The sequence below is a fragment of the Nocardia amamiensis genome, assembly GCF_015477605.1.
GTDB lineage: Bacteria > Actinomycetota > Actinomycetes > Mycobacteriales > Mycobacteriaceae > Nocardia > Nocardia amamiensis_A.
Genome location: NZ_JADLQX010000011.1, coordinates 160,184 through 176,110 on the forward strand (window position 1 = coordinate 160,184; position 15,927 = coordinate 176,110).

16 protein-coding genes are annotated in these 15,927 nt (G+C 68.8%); 7 read left to right on the plus strand and 9 right to left on the minus strand.

The window, feature by feature from the left end:
- Positions 1-255: 255 nt before the first annotated feature.
- Together IU459_RS16720 and IU459_RS16725 are read right to left on the minus strand one after the other, a co-directional pair.
- A complete protein-coding gene (locus tag IU459_RS16720) occupies positions 256-816 on the minus strand; it encodes a TetR/AcrR family transcriptional regulator (protein WP_195130456.1) in 561 nt (186 codons plus the stop codon).
- A gap of 28 nt (positions 817-844) precedes the next feature.
- A complete protein-coding gene (locus IU459_RS16725; RefSeq protein WP_195130457.1) occupies positions 845-1,531 on the minus strand; it encodes a crotonase/enoyl-CoA hydratase family protein in 687 nt (228 codons plus the stop codon).
- 227 nt (positions 1,532-1,758) lie between these two features.
- Between IU459_RS16725 and IU459_RS16730 the strand changes: the two genes are divergently transcribed.
- Together IU459_RS16730 and IU459_RS16735 are read left to right on the plus strand one after the other, a co-directional pair.
- Positions 1,759-2,988, plus strand: a complete 1,230-nt coding sequence (locus IU459_RS16730) for a phthiocerol/phthiodiolone dimycocerosyl transferase family protein (protein WP_195130458.1) — start codon at positions 1,759-1,761, stop codon at positions 2,986-2,988.
- Between the two features lie 251 nt (positions 2,989-3,239).
- Positions 3,240-4,370 carry a cytochrome P450 gene (locus IU459_RS16735; protein WP_195130459.1) on the plus strand — a complete coding sequence of 377 codons (1,131 nt, stop codon included), beginning with the start codon at positions 3,240-3,242 and terminating at the stop codon, positions 4,368-4,370.
- A 65-nt stretch (positions 4,371-4,435) separates the two neighbouring features.
- Here IU459_RS16735 and IU459_RS16740 read toward each other — a convergent pair whose 3' ends face one another.
- From IU459_RS16740 to IU459_RS16755, 4 genes are all read right to left on the minus strand, one after another.
- The gene (locus tag IU459_RS16740) at positions 4,436-5,644 is read right to left on the minus strand and encodes an ROK family transcriptional regulator (RefSeq protein WP_195130460.1); all 1,209 of its coding nucleotides are present in this window, start codon (positions 5,642-5,644) and stop codon (positions 4,436-4,438) included.
- A gap of 30 nt (positions 5,645-5,674) precedes the next feature.
- Positions 5,675-6,913, minus strand: coding sequence for a sugar ABC transporter permease (locus tag IU459_RS16745; RefSeq protein WP_195130461.1), 1,239 nt, complete (start codon positions 6,911-6,913; stop codon positions 5,675-5,677).
- Positions 6,910-7,683 (minus strand): ATP-binding cassette domain-containing protein, encoded by a 774-nt coding sequence (locus IU459_RS16750; protein WP_195130462.1) that lies wholly within the window; start codon positions 7,681-7,683, stop codon positions 6,910-6,912. Before IU459_RS16750 ends, IU459_RS16745 begins: the two co-directional genes overlap by 4 nt.
- A 71-nt stretch (positions 7,684-7,754) precedes the next feature.
- Entirely contained in the window at positions 7,755-8,828 is a 1,074-nt protein-coding gene (locus IU459_RS16755; RefSeq protein ID WP_195130463.1) for a sugar ABC transporter substrate-binding protein, read from the minus strand.
- A 393-nt stretch (positions 8,829-9,221) separates the two neighbouring features.
- On the opposite strand from IU459_RS16755, the gene IU459_RS16760 reads away from it, so the two are divergent.
- Genes IU459_RS16760 through IU459_RS16770 form a run of 3 tightly spaced genes read left to right on the plus strand, consistent with a single transcriptional unit; the run spans position 9,222 to position 11,816 of the window.
- Positions 9,222-9,545 (plus strand): hypothetical protein, encoded by a 324-nt coding sequence (locus tag IU459_RS16760; RefSeq protein WP_195130464.1) that lies wholly within the window; start codon positions 9,222-9,224, stop codon positions 9,543-9,545.
- Positions 9,542-10,837: a hypothetical protein gene (locus IU459_RS16765; protein ID WP_195130465.1), complete on the plus strand. Its 1,296-nt coding sequence runs from the start codon at positions 9,542-9,544 to the stop codon at positions 10,835-10,837. The genes IU459_RS16760 and IU459_RS16765 overlap by 4 nt, the downstream gene beginning before the upstream one ends.
- The gene (locus IU459_RS16770; RefSeq protein ID WP_195130466.1) at positions 10,824-11,816 is read left to right on the plus strand and encodes a hypothetical protein; all 993 of its coding nucleotides are present in this window, start codon (positions 10,824-10,826) and stop codon (positions 11,814-11,816) included. The genes IU459_RS16765 and IU459_RS16770 overlap by 14 nt, the downstream gene beginning before the upstream one ends.
- 31 nt (positions 11,817-11,847) lie before the next feature.
- On the opposite strand, the gene IU459_RS38530 is transcribed toward IU459_RS16770, so the two are convergent.
- The gene (locus tag IU459_RS38530; RefSeq protein ID WP_195130546.1) at positions 11,848-12,111 is read right to left on the minus strand and encodes a nitroreductase/quinone reductase family protein; all 264 of its coding nucleotides are present in this window, start codon (positions 12,109-12,111) and stop codon (positions 11,848-11,850) included.
- Between IU459_RS38530 and IU459_RS16780 the strand changes: the two genes are divergently transcribed.
- Positions 12,081-12,737, plus strand: a complete 657-nt coding sequence (locus IU459_RS16780; RefSeq protein ID WP_195130467.1) for a response regulator transcription factor — start codon at positions 12,081-12,083, stop codon at positions 12,735-12,737. The two genes, IU459_RS38530 and IU459_RS16780, sit on opposite strands and share 31 nt — an antisense overlap.
- A complete protein-coding gene (locus IU459_RS16785) occupies positions 12,734-13,897 on the plus strand; it encodes a sensor histidine kinase (RefSeq protein ID WP_195130468.1) in 1,164 nt (387 codons plus the stop codon). The genes IU459_RS16780 and IU459_RS16785 overlap by 4 nt, the downstream gene beginning before the upstream one ends.
- Positions 13,898-13,940: 43 nt before the next feature.
- Here the strand turns inward: IU459_RS16785 and IU459_RS16790 are convergent, their stop codons facing one another.
- Together IU459_RS16790 and IU459_RS16795 are read right to left on the minus strand one after the other, a co-directional pair.
- Entirely contained in the window at positions 13,941-14,321 is a 381-nt protein-coding gene (locus IU459_RS16790; RefSeq protein WP_195130469.1) for a hemophore-related protein, read from the minus strand.
- Positions 14,322-14,404: 83 nt separating this feature from the next.
- Positions 14,405-15,910 carry a flavin-containing monooxygenase gene (locus tag IU459_RS16795; protein WP_195130470.1) on the minus strand — a complete coding sequence of 502 codons (1,506 nt, stop codon included), beginning with the start codon at positions 15,908-15,910 and terminating at the stop codon, positions 14,405-14,407.
- Positions 15,911-15,927: the final 17 nt, after the last annotated feature.

The window sequence follows — 15,927 nt, forward strand, 5'->3', positions numbered from 1 at the left end:
CGGTGGCAACCTTCCGCCGCCCGTGACGTCCAGCAACATGTGCCGAACCGGCGCAGTCGCGAGTCTGGCTGTCACAGTGCCGAATCCCGCTACCCTCAGCAAGGCGCCGACTGCTCTCGCGAGGAGAGCTGCCGACGGAGAGGCGCTCTTGCCCGGCGCATCCGGTCGATCACGTCGATCCCGCGACGACAGCCACCTTCGCCTGCGGGAACATGCCGCCGACGTTTGCGCGGCAGCCGCGTGGTAGCCGATGGGCTATCGCGTCAGCGTCCCGAGGGCGGCGACGGCCGCCTCCTGCAAGGTCGGCGCCAGCGCGCGCGGAGGCGCCGTGACGCGCCCGCGCACCCATTGGCGGCAGTACTCCTGCGCCGGTCCGACGCAGATCGCATGCGCCACCGGATAACCGTGATCACCCACGTCCACCTCGCCGAGCAATTCTCGGTACCGACGCTCCAACGCGGTGAAAAAGACCCGATTGTGCTGCGCGAGTTCGGGTTCCACGGCGCGCGCGACCTCGTCCGGCAGGGTGGCGAACAGGAAGCGGGCGAGGTCGCGATGATCTTCGACCCAACCGAGATGGGCATCGAGCATCGCGCGGATCGCCTGCTCGGCGCCTATTTCCGGAGCATCGAGGCGCTCGCGCACCGTGCGCTGGTAGTCCAGCATGCCGCCGACGTACACCGCCGCCGCCAGTTCGGCCTTGGAACCGAACGCGTGGAACATGCTGCCGCTGGACAAGCCGAGCCGATCGCGCACGCCCGCCACGGTGAATGTCGCATAGCCCTTGGCCAGAAGCTGCTCAGTAGCCTCGGTCAAGATTCGCTCGCGGGTGTCCGCGGCCATTTCACGCCCCGAACTCGGTATCGATCCCGGATCGCACCGCCGCGAGCACCTGGGCGCGCACCCGCAGCTTGGTCGCCGCATGCGCCGCCAGATCGATCCCGGTCAACCGGTGCGCTTCCGCCGTGGCGCACGCATGCAGCTCGTCCGCGTCGGCGACGAGCACATCGAGGAATCCCCATTCCCGTGCCACCTCGGGGCCGACCAGGACTCCGGTGTTCGCGGCCCGGTCGAATCCGGGCGCGGTGAGCCGATGCCGCGCCACCTCCACCCCGTAGTGCGGAATGGTCAATCCGATCGCGACTTCGTTGAGGCCCAATTTGAAATCCCCGGCGACGCCGAAGCGCACGTCGGTAGCCAGCAGTGTGAATGCGCCCTGGGCGATCGCGTGCCCCGGGCACGCGGCGACCACGGGGAACGGAAATCCGAGCAGTCGATGGATCAGGTCGCCCCCTGCGCGAAGGGTTCGGCGGATGTCGTCCGGCGACCGAGAGAATGTCGCCAGATCGTAGCCCGCGGAGAACATTCGCGACCGCCCGGTGAGCAGGACGACGGCCCGATCCGCCTCGGCGCGGTCCAGTGCGGCGGCGATGTCGCGGATCATGTTCTCCGACATCACATTCGCCTTGCCATCGTCCAACGCGACCGTGGCGACACCGCCGTCGAGCCGATAGGTGACGAGTTCGGTCATGACAGCCTCCTCTAGAGCAGTGCTCTAGAGTATCACTCTAGAGATGGCCTCGGCTATCCGCGGGCGTCCGCGTCGACGCTCGGTCTCGAGCAGGTGTCGTTGTGACAACGATCCGAAACAGCACTGGTCGATTGCCCGATAGAGGGCTGAGGTGATGGTGCCGAAAGGGCCTGGCGCATCCGGGCTTCGGACTAGCCTCTCCGGCAGGCTCAGGTGGAGGAAGCGACATGACCGCAGCAACCGTCATCCGTCCGCTGGCGCCGAGCGAGGCGATCTTCGCCAACAGCGAAGTCCTCGTCGGCTATTCGACCCGGGTGGCCGGTCGGCTGGATCTCGGCGCGCTGTCGGCCGCCTTCGAGGCCGTGGTGCGTGCGCGGCCCATCCTCGGCGCCCGGCTGGAATCCGACGGGCACGGCGGACACCTGCTGCTCGAATCACCCGGCGCGCCACCGGAGATCTCGGTCGCCGACGGCGATCCCGAACAGTTGCTGACCGGCGCCCAGTTGGATCAGCGCAGAACGCTCGGGGCGCTGTGCGTGGTGCGCGACGGTGACAGCGCGGGTGTCACCCTGGTGACCCACCACAGCATCGCGGACGCCTCGCATTCGCTGACCGTGTTCGGCGAGCTGTGGTCCTGCTACACCGATCTGACCCGAGGTCGCCTGCCCGACCTGCCCTCCTACGGATTCCCCCGGTCGGTGGAAGACCTGCTGCGCGAGCGCGGCGTCGAGAAGATCGACACGCCTGCGCTGCCGCCCCGCCCGGTCGGCGTCGCTCGGATCAACCCCGGCCCCGACGATTACCAGCTGCCCCGCACCGCCCGCTGCAGGCTGACCCGGCAGCAGACCGCGGCGCTGGTCGAACTCGGGCACCGGGAGAAGACCACGATCAACGGCCTCGCCTCCGCCGCGATCCTGCTCACGGAGGGGGAACTGCGCGGGCTGCCGCTGACCGAGCTGAGCTATACCTACTCGGTCGACTTGCGCGCCCGGGTGTGGCCGCCGATCGGTATGACCGAGGGCACCAACGTGCTCGGCTTCGCGAATTTCGTGCCGCCGTCGGGGGCCACGCTGGTCGGGCTGGCCCGTGGCATCAGCGACGCGTTGCGCGCCGGGATCGGCGCGGGCATCGTGCAGCAGACCCCGTTGCACATTCCGGAGATCGCCGCGGGGCCTCCGCCGAGCGCACCGGGAATCGTGCTCGCCACCAACTGGGGCCGGGTCTGCGGGCCACGGGTGCCGGACGCGTTGCGGGTCACCGATTTCCGCTCGATCATGCTCGGCAAACCGGACAAGACCGGACACCGCCTCCAGCAGCCGAGCGGCACCATCATCATCAGCACGTTCGACGACCGGCTGAGCATCGAGATCCACCATCCTGACGAGACCACCGCCGAGCAACGGGTGCGTGTGCGACTGCTCGCCGAGCACCTGTCGGCGTCCGGCGCGGGCGCGTGAGGGCGGCCGCCGAAAGACCCAGCCGCGTAATCAGTCGATAGCCGGTACCGGGCTGGAGCGAAGCCGAAGGCAGCCGGAAACGACACCACCGGACGTAGTCAGTCGACAACCCGCACCAGACCGGAGCGAAGCCGAAGGCAGCCGCAAAACGACACAGCCGGACGCCATCCGTCCACAGTCCGACCCGGGCCGGAGCGAAGCCGGAGGCAGCCGCCTATATCGTCGAGGACGACGGCAGTGAGGTGGGTGAGGTGCGGGCGATCGGGACGGCGGCGCGGGAACGGTGGGACCAGCACGCGGGCTGGCGCGGCGCGGTGCGGCAAGCCGAACTTCCTGGCGGACAGCATGTTTGGGTGGTCGCGGGATACGACGAGGTGGCCGCCTTGCTCGCCGACGAACGGCTCAGCCTGGACAAGCGGCGCTCCGGCGGCGGCTACGCGGGCTTCGCGCTGCCGCCCGCGCTGGACCGCAATCTGCTCAATATGGATGGCGACGAACACGGCCGGATCAGACGGTTGGCGGCGCCCGCGTTCTCGCGCGGCGCGGCCGCGAGCCTGCGGCCGGTGGTGCGCCGGATTGCCGACCAGACGTTCGACGCGCTGGACGCGGCGCCGGGCGAGGCGGTCGATCTGCTGGATCGCCTCTGCGTCCCGGTGCCCGCTTTGGTGATCGGCGAATTGCTCGGCGTGCCGGTGGATCTGCACCCCGGCCTGCGTGACGCCGCCACCGCCATGGTGACGTTCGACGCGGCGTCGCCCGAATCCGGGCGGCGGCTCGTCGCGGCGATCGGCTGGCTGACCGCGACCTTCACCGACCTCGTCGCCATGAAGCGCGCCACACCGGGTGAGGATCTGGTCAGCGGATGGCTGCGCGCCGACGATGCCCGGACGCTGCCGGAGGACGAACTCGTCTCGCTCGCCTTCCTGATGATGCTGGCCGGTCTGGAAAACGCGGTACACCTGTGCGGCAACCTGATCGCGGCTCTGCTCGGCTCCGGCGGCATCACGGCGGCCGACTGGTCAGCCCGCCGCCGCGACCTGATGGAGCGAGCCAATCCCCTCCCGTTCGCCATCCGCCGCTTCGCCATGACCGATCTGACCGTGGGCGGCCACACCATCCCCCGCGGCGACACGGTCCTGCTGTCGATATTCGGCGCCGACTCCGATCCCGCCCGCGCGGGCCGGCCGAGCCTCATGTTCGGTCGCGGACCGCACTATTGTCTCGGCGCGCAGACCGCCGACCACATCGTGGACGCCGTCGTCCCGGAACTCTTCGCGCGGTACCCGAAGGCACGACTCGCCATCCCCGAGGCCGAATTGACCTACCGCGATTCCTGGCGCGCCCACGGTTTGACCGCCCTTCCGGTGACACTCGAGGGCTGACCCGAACCGATCATGAAGACCGGACTCCGGCGACAGGGAAGGCGAGCTGGTCCGGAAACGCAGCGTCAAGCGCGAGCGGCGGCGGTGCGGGCCAGCGTCTGCAATGGATCGGTCAGCACATCGGTGAAAGCCAGCTCCGCGGCCCCGATCAGAGTCGCGTCGCCGCCGAGTGTGCTGGTGCGCAACCGGACTCGTTCGCGAACCGCCTGCAGACCGTTCACCGCCACCCGGCTGCGCACCTGCGCCGCGGAAGCGAGATATATCTCGCGCAGCACGCCACCGAAAACCACCATGGACGGATTGAAGATGTTGACCAGGTTCGCGACGCCGTAGCCGAGCCATTCGCCGACCTGGTGCAGCGCGTCCCTGGCGGCCGCGTCGCCGCGGGCGGCGGCCTCGACGATCGCGTCGACCGCCGCCTGCCCCGGCGGATCGGTGCGTCCCGCCGCCGCGATCAACCCGAGTTCGCCCGCCTCGGCCTCGAAACAACCGCGCGAACCGCAGGCGCAGGGCCGCCCGCGCGGGTTCACGATCATGTGCCCGACCTCCCCGCAGTAACCGCCTTCGCCGCCGAGCAGCTCGCCGTTCATGATGATGCCGCCGCCGATGCCGACGTCGCCGTGCAGGTAGATCAGATTCGCCAGGCCTTCGCCCACCCCGCGCTCGCGTTCGGCCAGCGCGCCGAGGTTGGCGTTGTTGCCGACCGCGACCCGGAGCCCGAGATCGAGTTGCTCGGTCATCTTCGCGCCGAACGCGACGTCCACCCAGCCGATGTTGGGCCCGTACCGGACGACGCCGTCCTCCTCGCGGACCATGCCGCAGAACGCGACGCCGACGCCGACGCAGACCGAGTCCGCCGCAGCCGCATCGATCATCGCGCGGGCCATCTCGACCAGCGCGGCGATCACGTCCTCCGGGTCGAAGGCGCCGCTGGGCCGGGCGGTCTCACCGCGATCGAGCACCGTGCCGCCCAGCCCGACCCGCGCCGCGGCGAGCCGGTCCGCGCCGACGTCGAGCGCGACGACGTACACGCGGCGCTCCCGCGGCCGCACCACCAGAGAAGGCCTGCCCGCCCGGCCGGTCTGGCCGGGTAGCTCCTCGCTCACCAAACCCGCGGCGGCGAGGTCGGTGGTCAAGGCAAGGATGGTGCTGCGGTTCAAGCCCATTCGCTCGGCGAGGGTCGCACGCGATACCGCGCCGTCGCGGTGGACGTGCCGCAGCAGCGTGGCGAGATTACGCGTGCGGATCTCCTCGGGGGAAGGTGCTGCTCGCATTCACCGGGCCTTCGTCGGGGGACAGGGGATTCATCGATGCTGGAGCGCGCGCCGGCGGGAGAGCGCGTCGACTCCTGCGGCCAAGAGCAGCACGAATCCTGTCACAACGAATTTCGTGCCCGCGCTGTAGCCCATCAGCCCCATCCCGTTGTTGATCACCGCGACCACCGCGGCGCCGAGCACCGCGTCCAGCATCCGCCCGCGTCCGCCGAACAGGCTGGTGCCGCCGATCACCGCCGCGCCGACCGCGGTCAGCAGCACGTCGCTGCCGCCGGTATTCGGATCGACCGAGTTCGCCCGCGAGGCCGCGATGAGACCGCCGACCGCAGCCATCGTCGAACACAGCACGAAGGCGGTGATTTTCACGCGGTCCACCGCGATACCGGCCCGCCGGGCGGCCTCCGCGTTCCCGCCGACCGCGTAGATGTGCCTGCCGAACGAGGTGCGGTCGAGCACGAAAGTCCACAGCAGCAACAGCGCGGCTATCAGCGGCACCACGATGGGCATGCCGGTCAGCGAATGCAGCTCCGGATTGCGGCTGCGCTCGCCGTTGAGCACCAGCACCGCCGCGCCCGCCACGATCGCGAGCACCGCGACGCGCACCGCGACCACCGACGCCGTGGCACCGGTGAGGCCGAGTTTCGTGCGGGCCCGCAGCTTCCGGTACTGGACGATCGCGAATCCGGTCACGAGGACCGCGTACAGCGCCCACCCCAGCAGCGGGGGCACGTTCTTGTTCGCGAGCGCCACGATCGTCTCGTCGCGGATGGCGATATTGCGGCCGTTGTCCATGATCTTCAGTGCGACGCCCTGCAGGGCCAGAAACGCGGCCAGCGTCACCACGAACGACGGAATTCCGATCTTCACCACGACCGTGCCGATCACGAGTCCGATCGCCACGCCGGTGAGCAGCGAGACCCCCACCGCCAGATACCACGGCCATCCCTTGTCGGTGAGCAGCACGGCGAGCACAGCGGCGCAGACCCCGCTGGTGAACCCGGCCGACAGATCGATCTCGCCGAGCAGCAGGACGAAGATCAGGCCCATCGCGATCACCGCGATCGCCGCGCCCTGGGTGAACAGATTGGCGAAGTTGGCCTCGGACATGAAGACCGGGCGCGCCGCCCAGAAGATCACCGAGAGCACGACGAGCGCGATCACCGACGGCAGCGCGCCCATGTCGCCGCCGCGCACCCGTCCGACGTAACCGGTCACCAGGTCGGACACCGGCGCCACCGCCGGTCGCTGCTGGGTCGCTACCGCGTTCATCGGGTGACTCCGCTCGCTTCGAGACCGAGCGCCCCGCTGCGGCCTGCCGTGATCAATTCGACGACCTGCGCGTGCGTCACGTCGGAGGTCCGGACCTGGGCCGCCATCCGGCCCAGGTAGAGCGCGGCGATCCGGTCGGACACCGCGAAGACGTCGTTCATGTTGTGCGAGATCAGCACGACCGCGAGGCCCTGGTCGGCGAGCCGGCGAACCAGTTCGAGCACCTGCTGGGTCTGCGCGACGCCCAGCGCGGCGGTCGGCTCGTCGAGGATCACCACTTTGCTGTTCCACAGCACGGCTTTCGCGATGGCCACCGTCTGGCGCTGGCCGCCGGACAGGCTCGCCACCTGCTGCCGGACCGACTTGACGGTGCGCACCGACAGGCCGGCCAAGGTCTTGACGGCGAGCTCTTCCATCGCGTACTCGTCCAGGACGAGGCCGTGCCTGCGCTCCCGGCCGAGAAACATGTTCTGGACGATGTCCAGGTTGTCGCAGAGCGCGAGATCCTGGTAGACGATCTCGATGCCGAGCGCGGCCGCGTCGCGCGGATTGTGCACCTGCACCGGCCTGCCCTCGAACAGGAACTCGCCCGCGTCGATCGGATTGGTCCCGCCGATGCACTTGACCAGCGTGGACTTGCCTGCGCCGTTGTCGCCGACGAGCGCGGTGACCTCGCCGGGATAGGCGCTGAAGGCGACTTCGTGCAGGACGTGGACCGGGCCGAAACTCTTCTGTACTCCCCGTAATTCGATGACCGGCAGTTCGGGCATGGGGTAGCTCCTCCGAAGGGGTGGGGCCCCTTCCGCTGTCCCCTCATCGAACCGCGGAAGGGGCGTGCGTATCAGATCCCGTTGTCCGCGCAGAGTTTCGCGAACTCGCCCGCGCACAGCTCGTCTTTGGTGACGTAGCCGTCGGCCACCACGTCCTTGACGTTCTGCGCGTAGATCGGTTTCGGTTCCAGCAGCACGGAGGGAACGTCGGCGTTCGACTCGGGGTCGCGCACCGTGCCGTTGGTCGTGCCCTGCTGCCCCTTCGCCAGGGCGACAGCGAGTTTCGCGGTCGCCTCCGCCTCTTTCTGGATGGCCTTGTAAACGGTCATGCACTGATCGCCGGTGAGCACGTTCTGCAGGCCCTGGACCGTCGCGTCCTGCCCGCTGACCGGGACCTGGCCGTTGAGCTTCTGTTTCTTCAGCACCGCGATCGCGGCGTTGGCCAGTCCGTCGTTCGCGGCGACCACGCCCCCGATGTCCGGCCGTCCCGTGAGCATCTGCTCGAAGATGGTGCCCGCCGTGATGTTGTTCCATTCCGGGACGGCCTGATCCGGGCCCTTCAGGTACTGGCCCGCGTCGAACCTGGGCTTCAGCACGCCGTCGTAGCCGGTCTTCAGCAAGGTCGCGTTGTTGTCGGTCGGCCCGCCGTTGAGGTACGCGACCACAGGACGCACCGCGTTGCGGTCGGTGAGGCACTTCGCGACGCCCTCGCCGAGCAGAGTGCCGACCTTAACGTTGTCGAAGGAGACGTAGTACTGCGCGCCGCCGCCGAGAGTCAGCCGGTCGTAGTCGATCACGGTGACGCCCTGTGCTTTCGCCTTCTGGATCACGGCCTTGCCGGTGCCGCTGTCCAGGTTGGTCATCACCAGCACCGAGGCGCCGTTGGTGATCATCTGGTCGGCGATGGTCTGGAAGGCGTTCTTGTCGCCTTGGGCGTTCTGGATATCCGCCTTGACACCGGCGGCGTCGAACGCCTGCTGCAAGTACTTCCGGTCCGCCGTCTCCCAGCGTGCGGAAGTCTTGCTGTCCGGGAGGATCACGCCGATCTGCGCTTTCCCGGAATCCGCCGAGTCGTCGCCGCAAGCGGTGAGTGCGGCCAGGAGCGCGACCGATAACGCCGCGGCGCTGAACATGCCCTTACGCATGAGTGGGCCTTTCATTCACCGGCCGGGAAGTGGCCCGGCCGGTTGGAGTGGAGCGAATGTTGTTCACGGCAACATATAGGACTGTGACGCAGGGCACAACAGTCAATTTGTTGTCCGCCATAACAATCTCGACACGCGTGCATTTGCCCAGGTGACCGTTAGTCCCCAGGACTGGCGAGCGCTCCGGGAAGGCTCATGAACAGGCGCGTCGACCGCCCGCGCCCGCGGCCCCTGAGGGACCGGAGCGCGGTCGGCGAACCGGAACCCGGGCATCCGGCACATGGCCGGGTGGAACGGACCACCCAGGATCGGGCGCATGGCGGCGGGTCGGCACAGTACGCTGGACGTGAATCATGGCGCGGCAGCGACAGACTGGGATCCGGGAGGGGAACAGTGAACACGCTCGAGCTCGACCCGGCGGCGGTGGCCGCCTACACCGCGATCGCGGACGCGGTATCCAAACAATTGGCGTCGGCGGCGGCGGTCGCCTCCGGCGCGGTGAATCCGGACCAGCTGGCTGCCGATCTCGGGCTGGTCGGCGCGGAGTTCGCGGCACGGTTCTCCGCGGCCGTGTCCGAACACGCTCAGGCGCTGTCCACCGCGGGACAATTGGTCAGCGCGTACGGCCAGGTCCTGCGCGGTTACAGCGAGCAGGCACAGGGTGTCGACGCCGCCACGGCAGGCGCGATCACCCAGGCCGGGGAGGCACTGGCATGAGAAGCCTGATGGGACTGCGGAAACGGTCACACGCCACCCAGCCCGCCACCGAGACTTCCCGGACGCCGAGCACCGAACCGGGCGTCGATCCCCCGATCATTGCCGCACTGGTACGTCCACTGCTGACGTTGCGCTCCTCGCTCGGCACCGGTGTCGGCGTGCCGAATGTGGCCGCGACCAGCGCGCTTTCGGCCGCCACCACGCAGGCGGCCGACACCGAAGGTCCACACCGCGAAGGCTTGCACGCCTTGGAGTCGACGTGGACCTCACGCGGCGCCGACGCGGCGGTGCCCGCGCTGCGCACCACCCAAACGCAGATCGGCGACATCTCCGATCGCGGTCCCGCCTACCTGTCGGTTCTCGGCGACGCGCACGCGACATCCGGGCGCGCGGCCCAGCGCGTCGACCAGATCATCGCGGAGTTCCGGCGCGACGCTCGCGAGATCCTGGACAACGCGAGCTCGGCGCCGGAGACCGACGCCGTCATCACGCGCGCCACCCAGGCGCTGCGCGACGCCATCACCACGGTGACCGCGGCGCGCACCGAAATGAGCGACCACACCAGAAGACTCGATGAGATGGGCCCCCTCACGGTGACCGCGCCATCCGGCGTCGCACAGGGCGGCACCGTACAGCCGGGCACCACCGGGAATTTCGTCCCCGGCAGCACCACACCGGCCACCACACAGCCGATGGACCCGGCCATGGCCGCGCAACTGCAGTTGCAGCAGCAGCTCATCGCCGCGGGGGTGCAGCTGGGCAGCACGGCGATCAACGCGGGCGTCGATATCGGCACGCACATCATCGACAAGATCGCCGAGGTCGGCATGCACACCATCGACACCGTCGCGGCGTCTGCGGACAAGGCGATTCCGGAACTGATCAACCCCGGCTCCACCACGAACTCCGGCACGAACGGCGACGAGTCGAGGAACTCCTCGAAGCTGTTCGACTTCGGCGGGTCGCCGGACAAGCCGTCCTCCAGCGGCAGCAATTCGGTGACCTCGCCGAACAATTCCGCGCCCACCGCTCGGTCGGACGCCCCGAAGCCGGAGAGCAGGCCCGCGCCGGCCGGAGCGCCACCCTTCTTCGACCCGCCCGCACCCGCGGGCCGTCCGGACAATCCTGCCCATCCGGGCCCGACCGGCGGCATGGTGCTGCCGCCGGCGCCGCCTCCGGGCGGCAACGACCAGGAACACAAGCCGCGCGACGGCCAGCTCGGCGTGACCATCCCCTCCGCCGTGACGGCGGTGGTGCCGGTGCTGGGCGAATTCGACGATGACGCCCCCTGACCGGGAGCATCCCAGTCAGGGCGTAGGCCAGAGCAACCCGTTCGACACGGGTCTGCCGATGCTGCGCATTCCCGCGGCCAAGCCGTCGAAGCGGCGTCGTCCGCACGGCCGCCGCAAGATGATTCGCCGCCGCGAACCCGAGTTCGCGGCCGCGGAGCCGCCGCGTGCGCCGGACAAGGCGAGCACGCGGCCGCACTTCGGCGAGTGGGAACAATGGCTCGAACCGTCGCCACCCGCGCAGCAGCCCGAAACGCCGGTCCCGCAGCAGCGCAGCGCGCCCGCCGAGCCGGAACCGCCCACCGCCGAGCAGAGCAACGTCAAGGTTCCCGCGATCATCAATCGATCCGGCATCCACCCCGGCACTCCTGTGCGCCATCCCCGGCGGCACGGGGATCAGCCGCGCGGCAAACGGTCGCTGACCGTGCTGATCGTGCTCGGCATCGCGGTCGCCACGGTCTCGGTCTGCCTGGCCATCGTCTACAGTTCCGCTACGCAGACGCGCACCGCGGCGGCGACATCCCCCGCACGTGCCGCCGGTTCCGCTCAGTCCACCTCGACGTCCACCACCTGGGCCAAGCCGCCGTGGGCGATCGCGACGCCGGGATGCGAGCAACGGCGCACACCCGACGTCGTCTCCGGAACCGACCCGGGCGGCACCGGGAACGGCCCCGATGCCATCCTCGCCTTCGAATACGCCTATTACGCCGAGCGTTCCGGATACCGAGCCCGTGCGGTGGTCGCGCCGGACGCGGCGGTCTCACCCGCGGAGCAGATCCAGCGCGGCATCAACCAGGTGCCTGCCGGAACCCGCTATTGCGTGCGGATCACCCGCGCCGGGGACAGTCCCGCCGGACAGGATCGGTGGGAAGTCCGGCTGACCCAGCAGTTCCCCGGCGAGGAGACGAACACCTTCACACAGTTCATCACCACCCGGACCGGCGCCGATCAAACCCTGATCACCGGGATCACGGCAGGCTGACGCTGCGGCCACGAGCAGCGGCGTGCCGACCTCAGCGCGGCGTGAATCCGACGACCGGGATCACCCGGTCCGTCTTCTCCTGGTACTCCGCGAAGCCGGGCATGACCTCGACCATGGCGGCATAGAGACGGTCGCGTTCCGGCCCCTCGGTGATCGGTGTCGCGGTCACCCGCACCGTTTCGGTGCCGATTTCGAGTGTGGCCTCGGGGTTGGCGCGCTGACACCTAACAGCCGCCCAACGGCGACAGGGGGCACGATGGCGAGGTGCGGGTACTTGTGGTGGAAGACGAGAAATTGCTGGCCGACGCGATCGCCGACGGCCTGCGTCGGCACGCGATGGCGGTGGACGTGGTGTACGACGGCGCGGCGGCGCTGGAGCGCGCGGAGGTCAACGACTACGACGTGGTGGTCCTCGATCGAGACCTGCCCAAGGTCTCCGGTGATTCGGTGTGCGGCACTCTGGTCGAGTCGGATGGTGCGGCCCGGATCCTGATGCTGACCGCCGCAAGTGCTGTGGCCGAACGGGTGGCGGGCCTGGGACTCGGTGCCGACGACTATCTGACCAAGCCGTTCGCATTCGCCGAGCTGGTCGCCCGTATCCAGGCGCTCGGACGACGCGCGCACCGAGCCGCTCCCCCAGTGCTGGAAAGGTCCGGTATCCGCCTGGACCCGCATCGATTCGTCGTGACCAGAGACAGCGAACCCGTCTCTTTGTCGCGCAAAGAGTTCGCGGTGCTGGCCGAATTGCTGCGCGCGGACGGTGGCGTGGTATCGGCCGAGCAACTGTTGGAAAAGGCGTGGGACGAGCACATCGACCCGTTCACCGGCGTGGTGCGGTACACGATCATGAACGTACGGCGGAAGCTCGGTGAGCCGCCGGTGATCGAGACCGAACCCGGCGTGGGGTACCGGATCCGATGAGCGGGCGCACCATCCGGCTGCGGCTCACGCTACTGTACGCGACGGCGTTCTTCGTCGCGGGCGCCGTGCTCATCGCGCTGATGTACTTCTATCTGAACCAGTCGCTGGAGCGACGGCCCGGAGCCGCGGCGCGCGGAGTAGTGCAGGAGTTTCTGGTCAACCGTGCCGAGCGCACCCATACTCGGGTCTCCCCTGAGCTGTACAAGGCGCTGACCGAGCAGGCCGAGCAGAATCGGCGGGACACGTTGCGCACCATGCTGATGTGGTCACTGGTGTCCTTGGGCGCGGTGGGGATCGCCGCGGGAGGATTCGGCTGGTTGATGGCCGGACGCGCCCTGCACCCGTTGCAACGAATCACCGCGACCGCGCGGCGGGTGGCCGACACCAGCCTGCACGAGCGCATCGCCCTCGACGGCCCGCAGGACGAAATCAAGGATCTGGCAGATACTTTCGACGCGATGCTGGAGCGCCTGGACCGCGCGTTCGACGGACAACGCCGGTTCGTCGCCAACGCCTCGCACGAACTGCGCACACCGCTGACCATCAACCGGACGCTGATCGAAGTGGCGCTGGACGATCCGGACGTCCCCGAATCCACTCGCAGGCTCGGCTCCACACTGCTCGAGGTCAACCACCGCCACGAACGGCTCATCGACGGCCTCCTGGTGCTGGCCACGACCGAACAGCGGCTGACCGAACGCCTCCGCGCCGATCTCGCCGACATCGCCAGGGACGCGGTCGCGACGCACGCCGGCCGAGCCGGCGTCCGGATCACCGCCGACCTCGAATCCGCCCCCGTGGTCGGCGACCGGCTGCTGCTGGAACGCCTCGCCCACAATCTGCTCGACAACGCCGTCCGCTACAACGTCCCCGAACACGGCTGGGTCACCGTCCGTTCCCGCGCCGTCGGTGACCATGCCGAACTCGCCGTGGAGAACAGTGGCCCCTCGGTCCCGGCCTTCGAAGTGGACGGGCTCTTCGAACCGTTCCGGAGGCTGGCCACCTCCGAGCGGCTCGCCGAATCCGGCTCGCGCGGCGCCGGGCTGGGTTTGTCCATCGTTCGCTCGGTCGCGCAGGCTCATGGTGGGACGGTCCGTGCGGTGGCGCGCCCGGACGGCGGGCTGCAAGTGACGGTCAAGCTTCCGCCGGTCCGGGGATAACGCGGGGGAAACGGGCGAGTCCGACACCTCGCCCGTCCCGTACTCAGTAGTTGTGGCAGGTGTCGAGGACGACCCGGATCTTGTCCCGGTGCTCCTGCGCACGCGGCGAATCCCGATGCTCCTCGAACTTGCGCTTGGCGTCCGGATGCGTGTCCAGGAACTCCTTCGCCCGCTGCTTGCGCTGATCCACCGGCAGGCTGAGGAACTCCTGCAGCTTGGCCTTCCGATCGGGGTGCGCGTCGAGCCGGGCGGCGAACTCGGGGAACTGGGCGTGCACGGCGGCATCGATCTGCGCGAAGCTGCACGTCGTCTCCAGCAGCGCGCCACCAGGACCTGGCTGTGCGGAGGCGGTCGCCGGAACCAGCAGCGCACCCGCGGCGACCAAGCCGCCGAGTGCGACGGTTGCTCGGAGGAATCTCGTCATGTCGGATAACCCTTTCCGTTGGACGTCGGGCCACCGCGACGTGACCCGGCGCCTAGTCCATCAGGAAGGGTGTTCGGCCAGCGCTAGGAAACCGGCACTGGCTCTCGGACCGCCGATCTCGGCGTCGCGCTGAGCGTCTTGCCGAGGTTCGTGCGCAGGGTGGCGGCCGAATCGAGCAGGTAGTTCTGCCGGACGCGCCACGGCTGACGGTCGCCCTGGCGCGGGAACTCGCCGATCGAGCGCTGGATGTAGCCAGAGGCCAGATCCAGCAGCGGACGCTCGTCCAGCTTGCCCCGCGGCTCGGGCACCACGGCGGCATAGCCCTTGCGGTCCATGTGGTCGAGCACCTTGCACACCAGCCGGGAAGTGAGATCGGCACGCAACGTCCAGGAGGCATTCGTGTACCCGATGCACACCGCGAAATTGGGCACGCCGGTGATCATTGTCCCCTGCCAGACGAACTGCTCGGACAAGTCGACCCGCGCGCCGTCGACGCTGGGGCTGATGCCGCCGAAGGCGCGCAGTCGCAGACCCGTGGCGGTGACCACGACATCCGCCTCCAGCACTTGGCCGGACTTCAGTCGAATGCCTTCCGGGACAAAGGCATCGATGTGATCGGTGACGACCTCGGCTTTTCCCTTCTTCATCGCCTTGAAGAAGTCCGCGTCCGGCACGGCGCACAGGCGCTGATCCCAAGGGTTGTAGCTGGGCGTGAAGTGCTCGGCGACGAGCTTGTCGTCCTTCAGGATTCGCGTGGTGAGGCCGGTGAGGAACTTCCGCGCGGACTCCGGGCGGCGACGGCAGTACTGATAGAAGCCGATGGTGAACAGGATGTTCTTGGTGCGGATCGCCCGATACGCCAGCCGCGCCGGAAGCAGGGCGCGGATCTTGTCGGCGAGCTTGTCGCGGCCTGGTACGGCGCTGATCCAGGTGGGCGTGCGTTGCAGCATCGTCACCAGTTCGGCCTGTTCGGCCAGCGCGGGAACCAGCGTGACCGCGGTGGCGCCGCTGCCGATCACGACGACGCGCTTGCCGCGGTAGTCGAGGTCCTCCGGCCAGAACTGCGGGTGCACCACCGTTCCGGAAAAGGCGGAGATGCCCGGGAATTCCGGTGCGTACGGCCGCTCGTAGTCGTAGTACCCGGCGCAGGAATACAGGAAGCCGCAGGTGAGGGTCCATGTTTCGATGGCGCCCGCCGCGTCGCGGTGCTCTAGCGTCAGCGTCCAGCGCGCGGCCTGACTGTCCCAGTCGGCAGCGAGCACTTTCGTGCGATAGCGGATGTGCCGGTCGATGCCGTATTCCGTCGCGGTCTCGGTGATGTAGCGGAGGATCGACGGGCCATCGGCGAGTGACTCGGACTCCAGCCACGGCTTGAACGGATAGCCGAGTGTGAACATGTCGGAGTCCGAGCGAACACCCGGATACCGGAACAGATCCCAGGTGCCGCCGAGCGTGTCACGCGCCTCCAGAATGGCGTAAGTCTTTGCGCGGCATTCGGTCTGCAGCCGGTAGGCCGCGCCGATACCGGACAGGCCGGCGCCCACGATCACGACATCGAGATATTCCGGCGGTGCGGCGGTCTCCGTCATGCCTCCAGTGTGCGAGC

Excerpts from the sequence above, each read along its gene's own strand:
- IU459_RS16725 (WP_195130457.1), bottom strand. The coding sequence starts at position 1,531 with ATGACCGAACTCGTCACCTATCGGCTCGACGGCGGTGTCGCCACGGTC.
- IU459_RS16730 (WP_195130458.1), top strand. The coding sequence starts at position 1,759 with ATGACCGCAGCAACCGTCATCCGTCCGCTGGCGCCGAGCGAGGCGATC.
- IU459_RS16740 (WP_195130460.1), bottom strand. The coding sequence starts at position 5,644 with ATGCGAGCAGCACCTTCCCCCGAGGAGATCCGCACGCGTAATCTCGCC.
- IU459_RS16745 (WP_195130461.1), bottom strand. The coding sequence starts at position 6,913 with ATGAACGCGGTAGCGACCCAGCAGCGACCGGCGGTGGCGCCGGTGTCC.
- IU459_RS16750 (WP_195130462.1), bottom strand. The coding sequence starts at position 7,683 with ATGCCCGAACTGCCGGTCATCGAATTACGGGGAGTACAGAAGAGTTTC.
- IU459_RS16755 (WP_195130463.1), bottom strand. The coding sequence starts at position 8,828 with ATGCGTAAGGGCATGTTCAGCGCCGCGGCGTTATCGGTCGCGCTCCTG.
- IU459_RS16765 (WP_195130465.1), top strand. The coding sequence starts at position 9,542 with ATGAGAAGCCTGATGGGACTGCGGAAACGGTCACACGCCACCCAGCCC.
- IU459_RS16770 (WP_195130466.1), top strand. The coding sequence starts at position 10,824 with ATGACGCCCCCTGACCGGGAGCATCCCAGTCAGGGCGTAGGCCAGAGC.
- IU459_RS16785 (WP_195130468.1), top strand. The coding sequence starts at position 12,734 with ATGAGCGGGCGCACCATCCGGCTGCGGCTCACGCTACTGTACGCGACG.
- IU459_RS16790 (WP_195130469.1), bottom strand. The coding sequence starts at position 14,321 with ATGACGAGATTCCTCCGAGCAACCGTCGCACTCGGCGGCTTGGTCGCC.
- IU459_RS16795 (WP_195130470.1), bottom strand. The coding sequence starts at position 15,910 with ATGACGGAGACCGCCGCACCGCCGGAATATCTCGATGTCGTGATCGTG.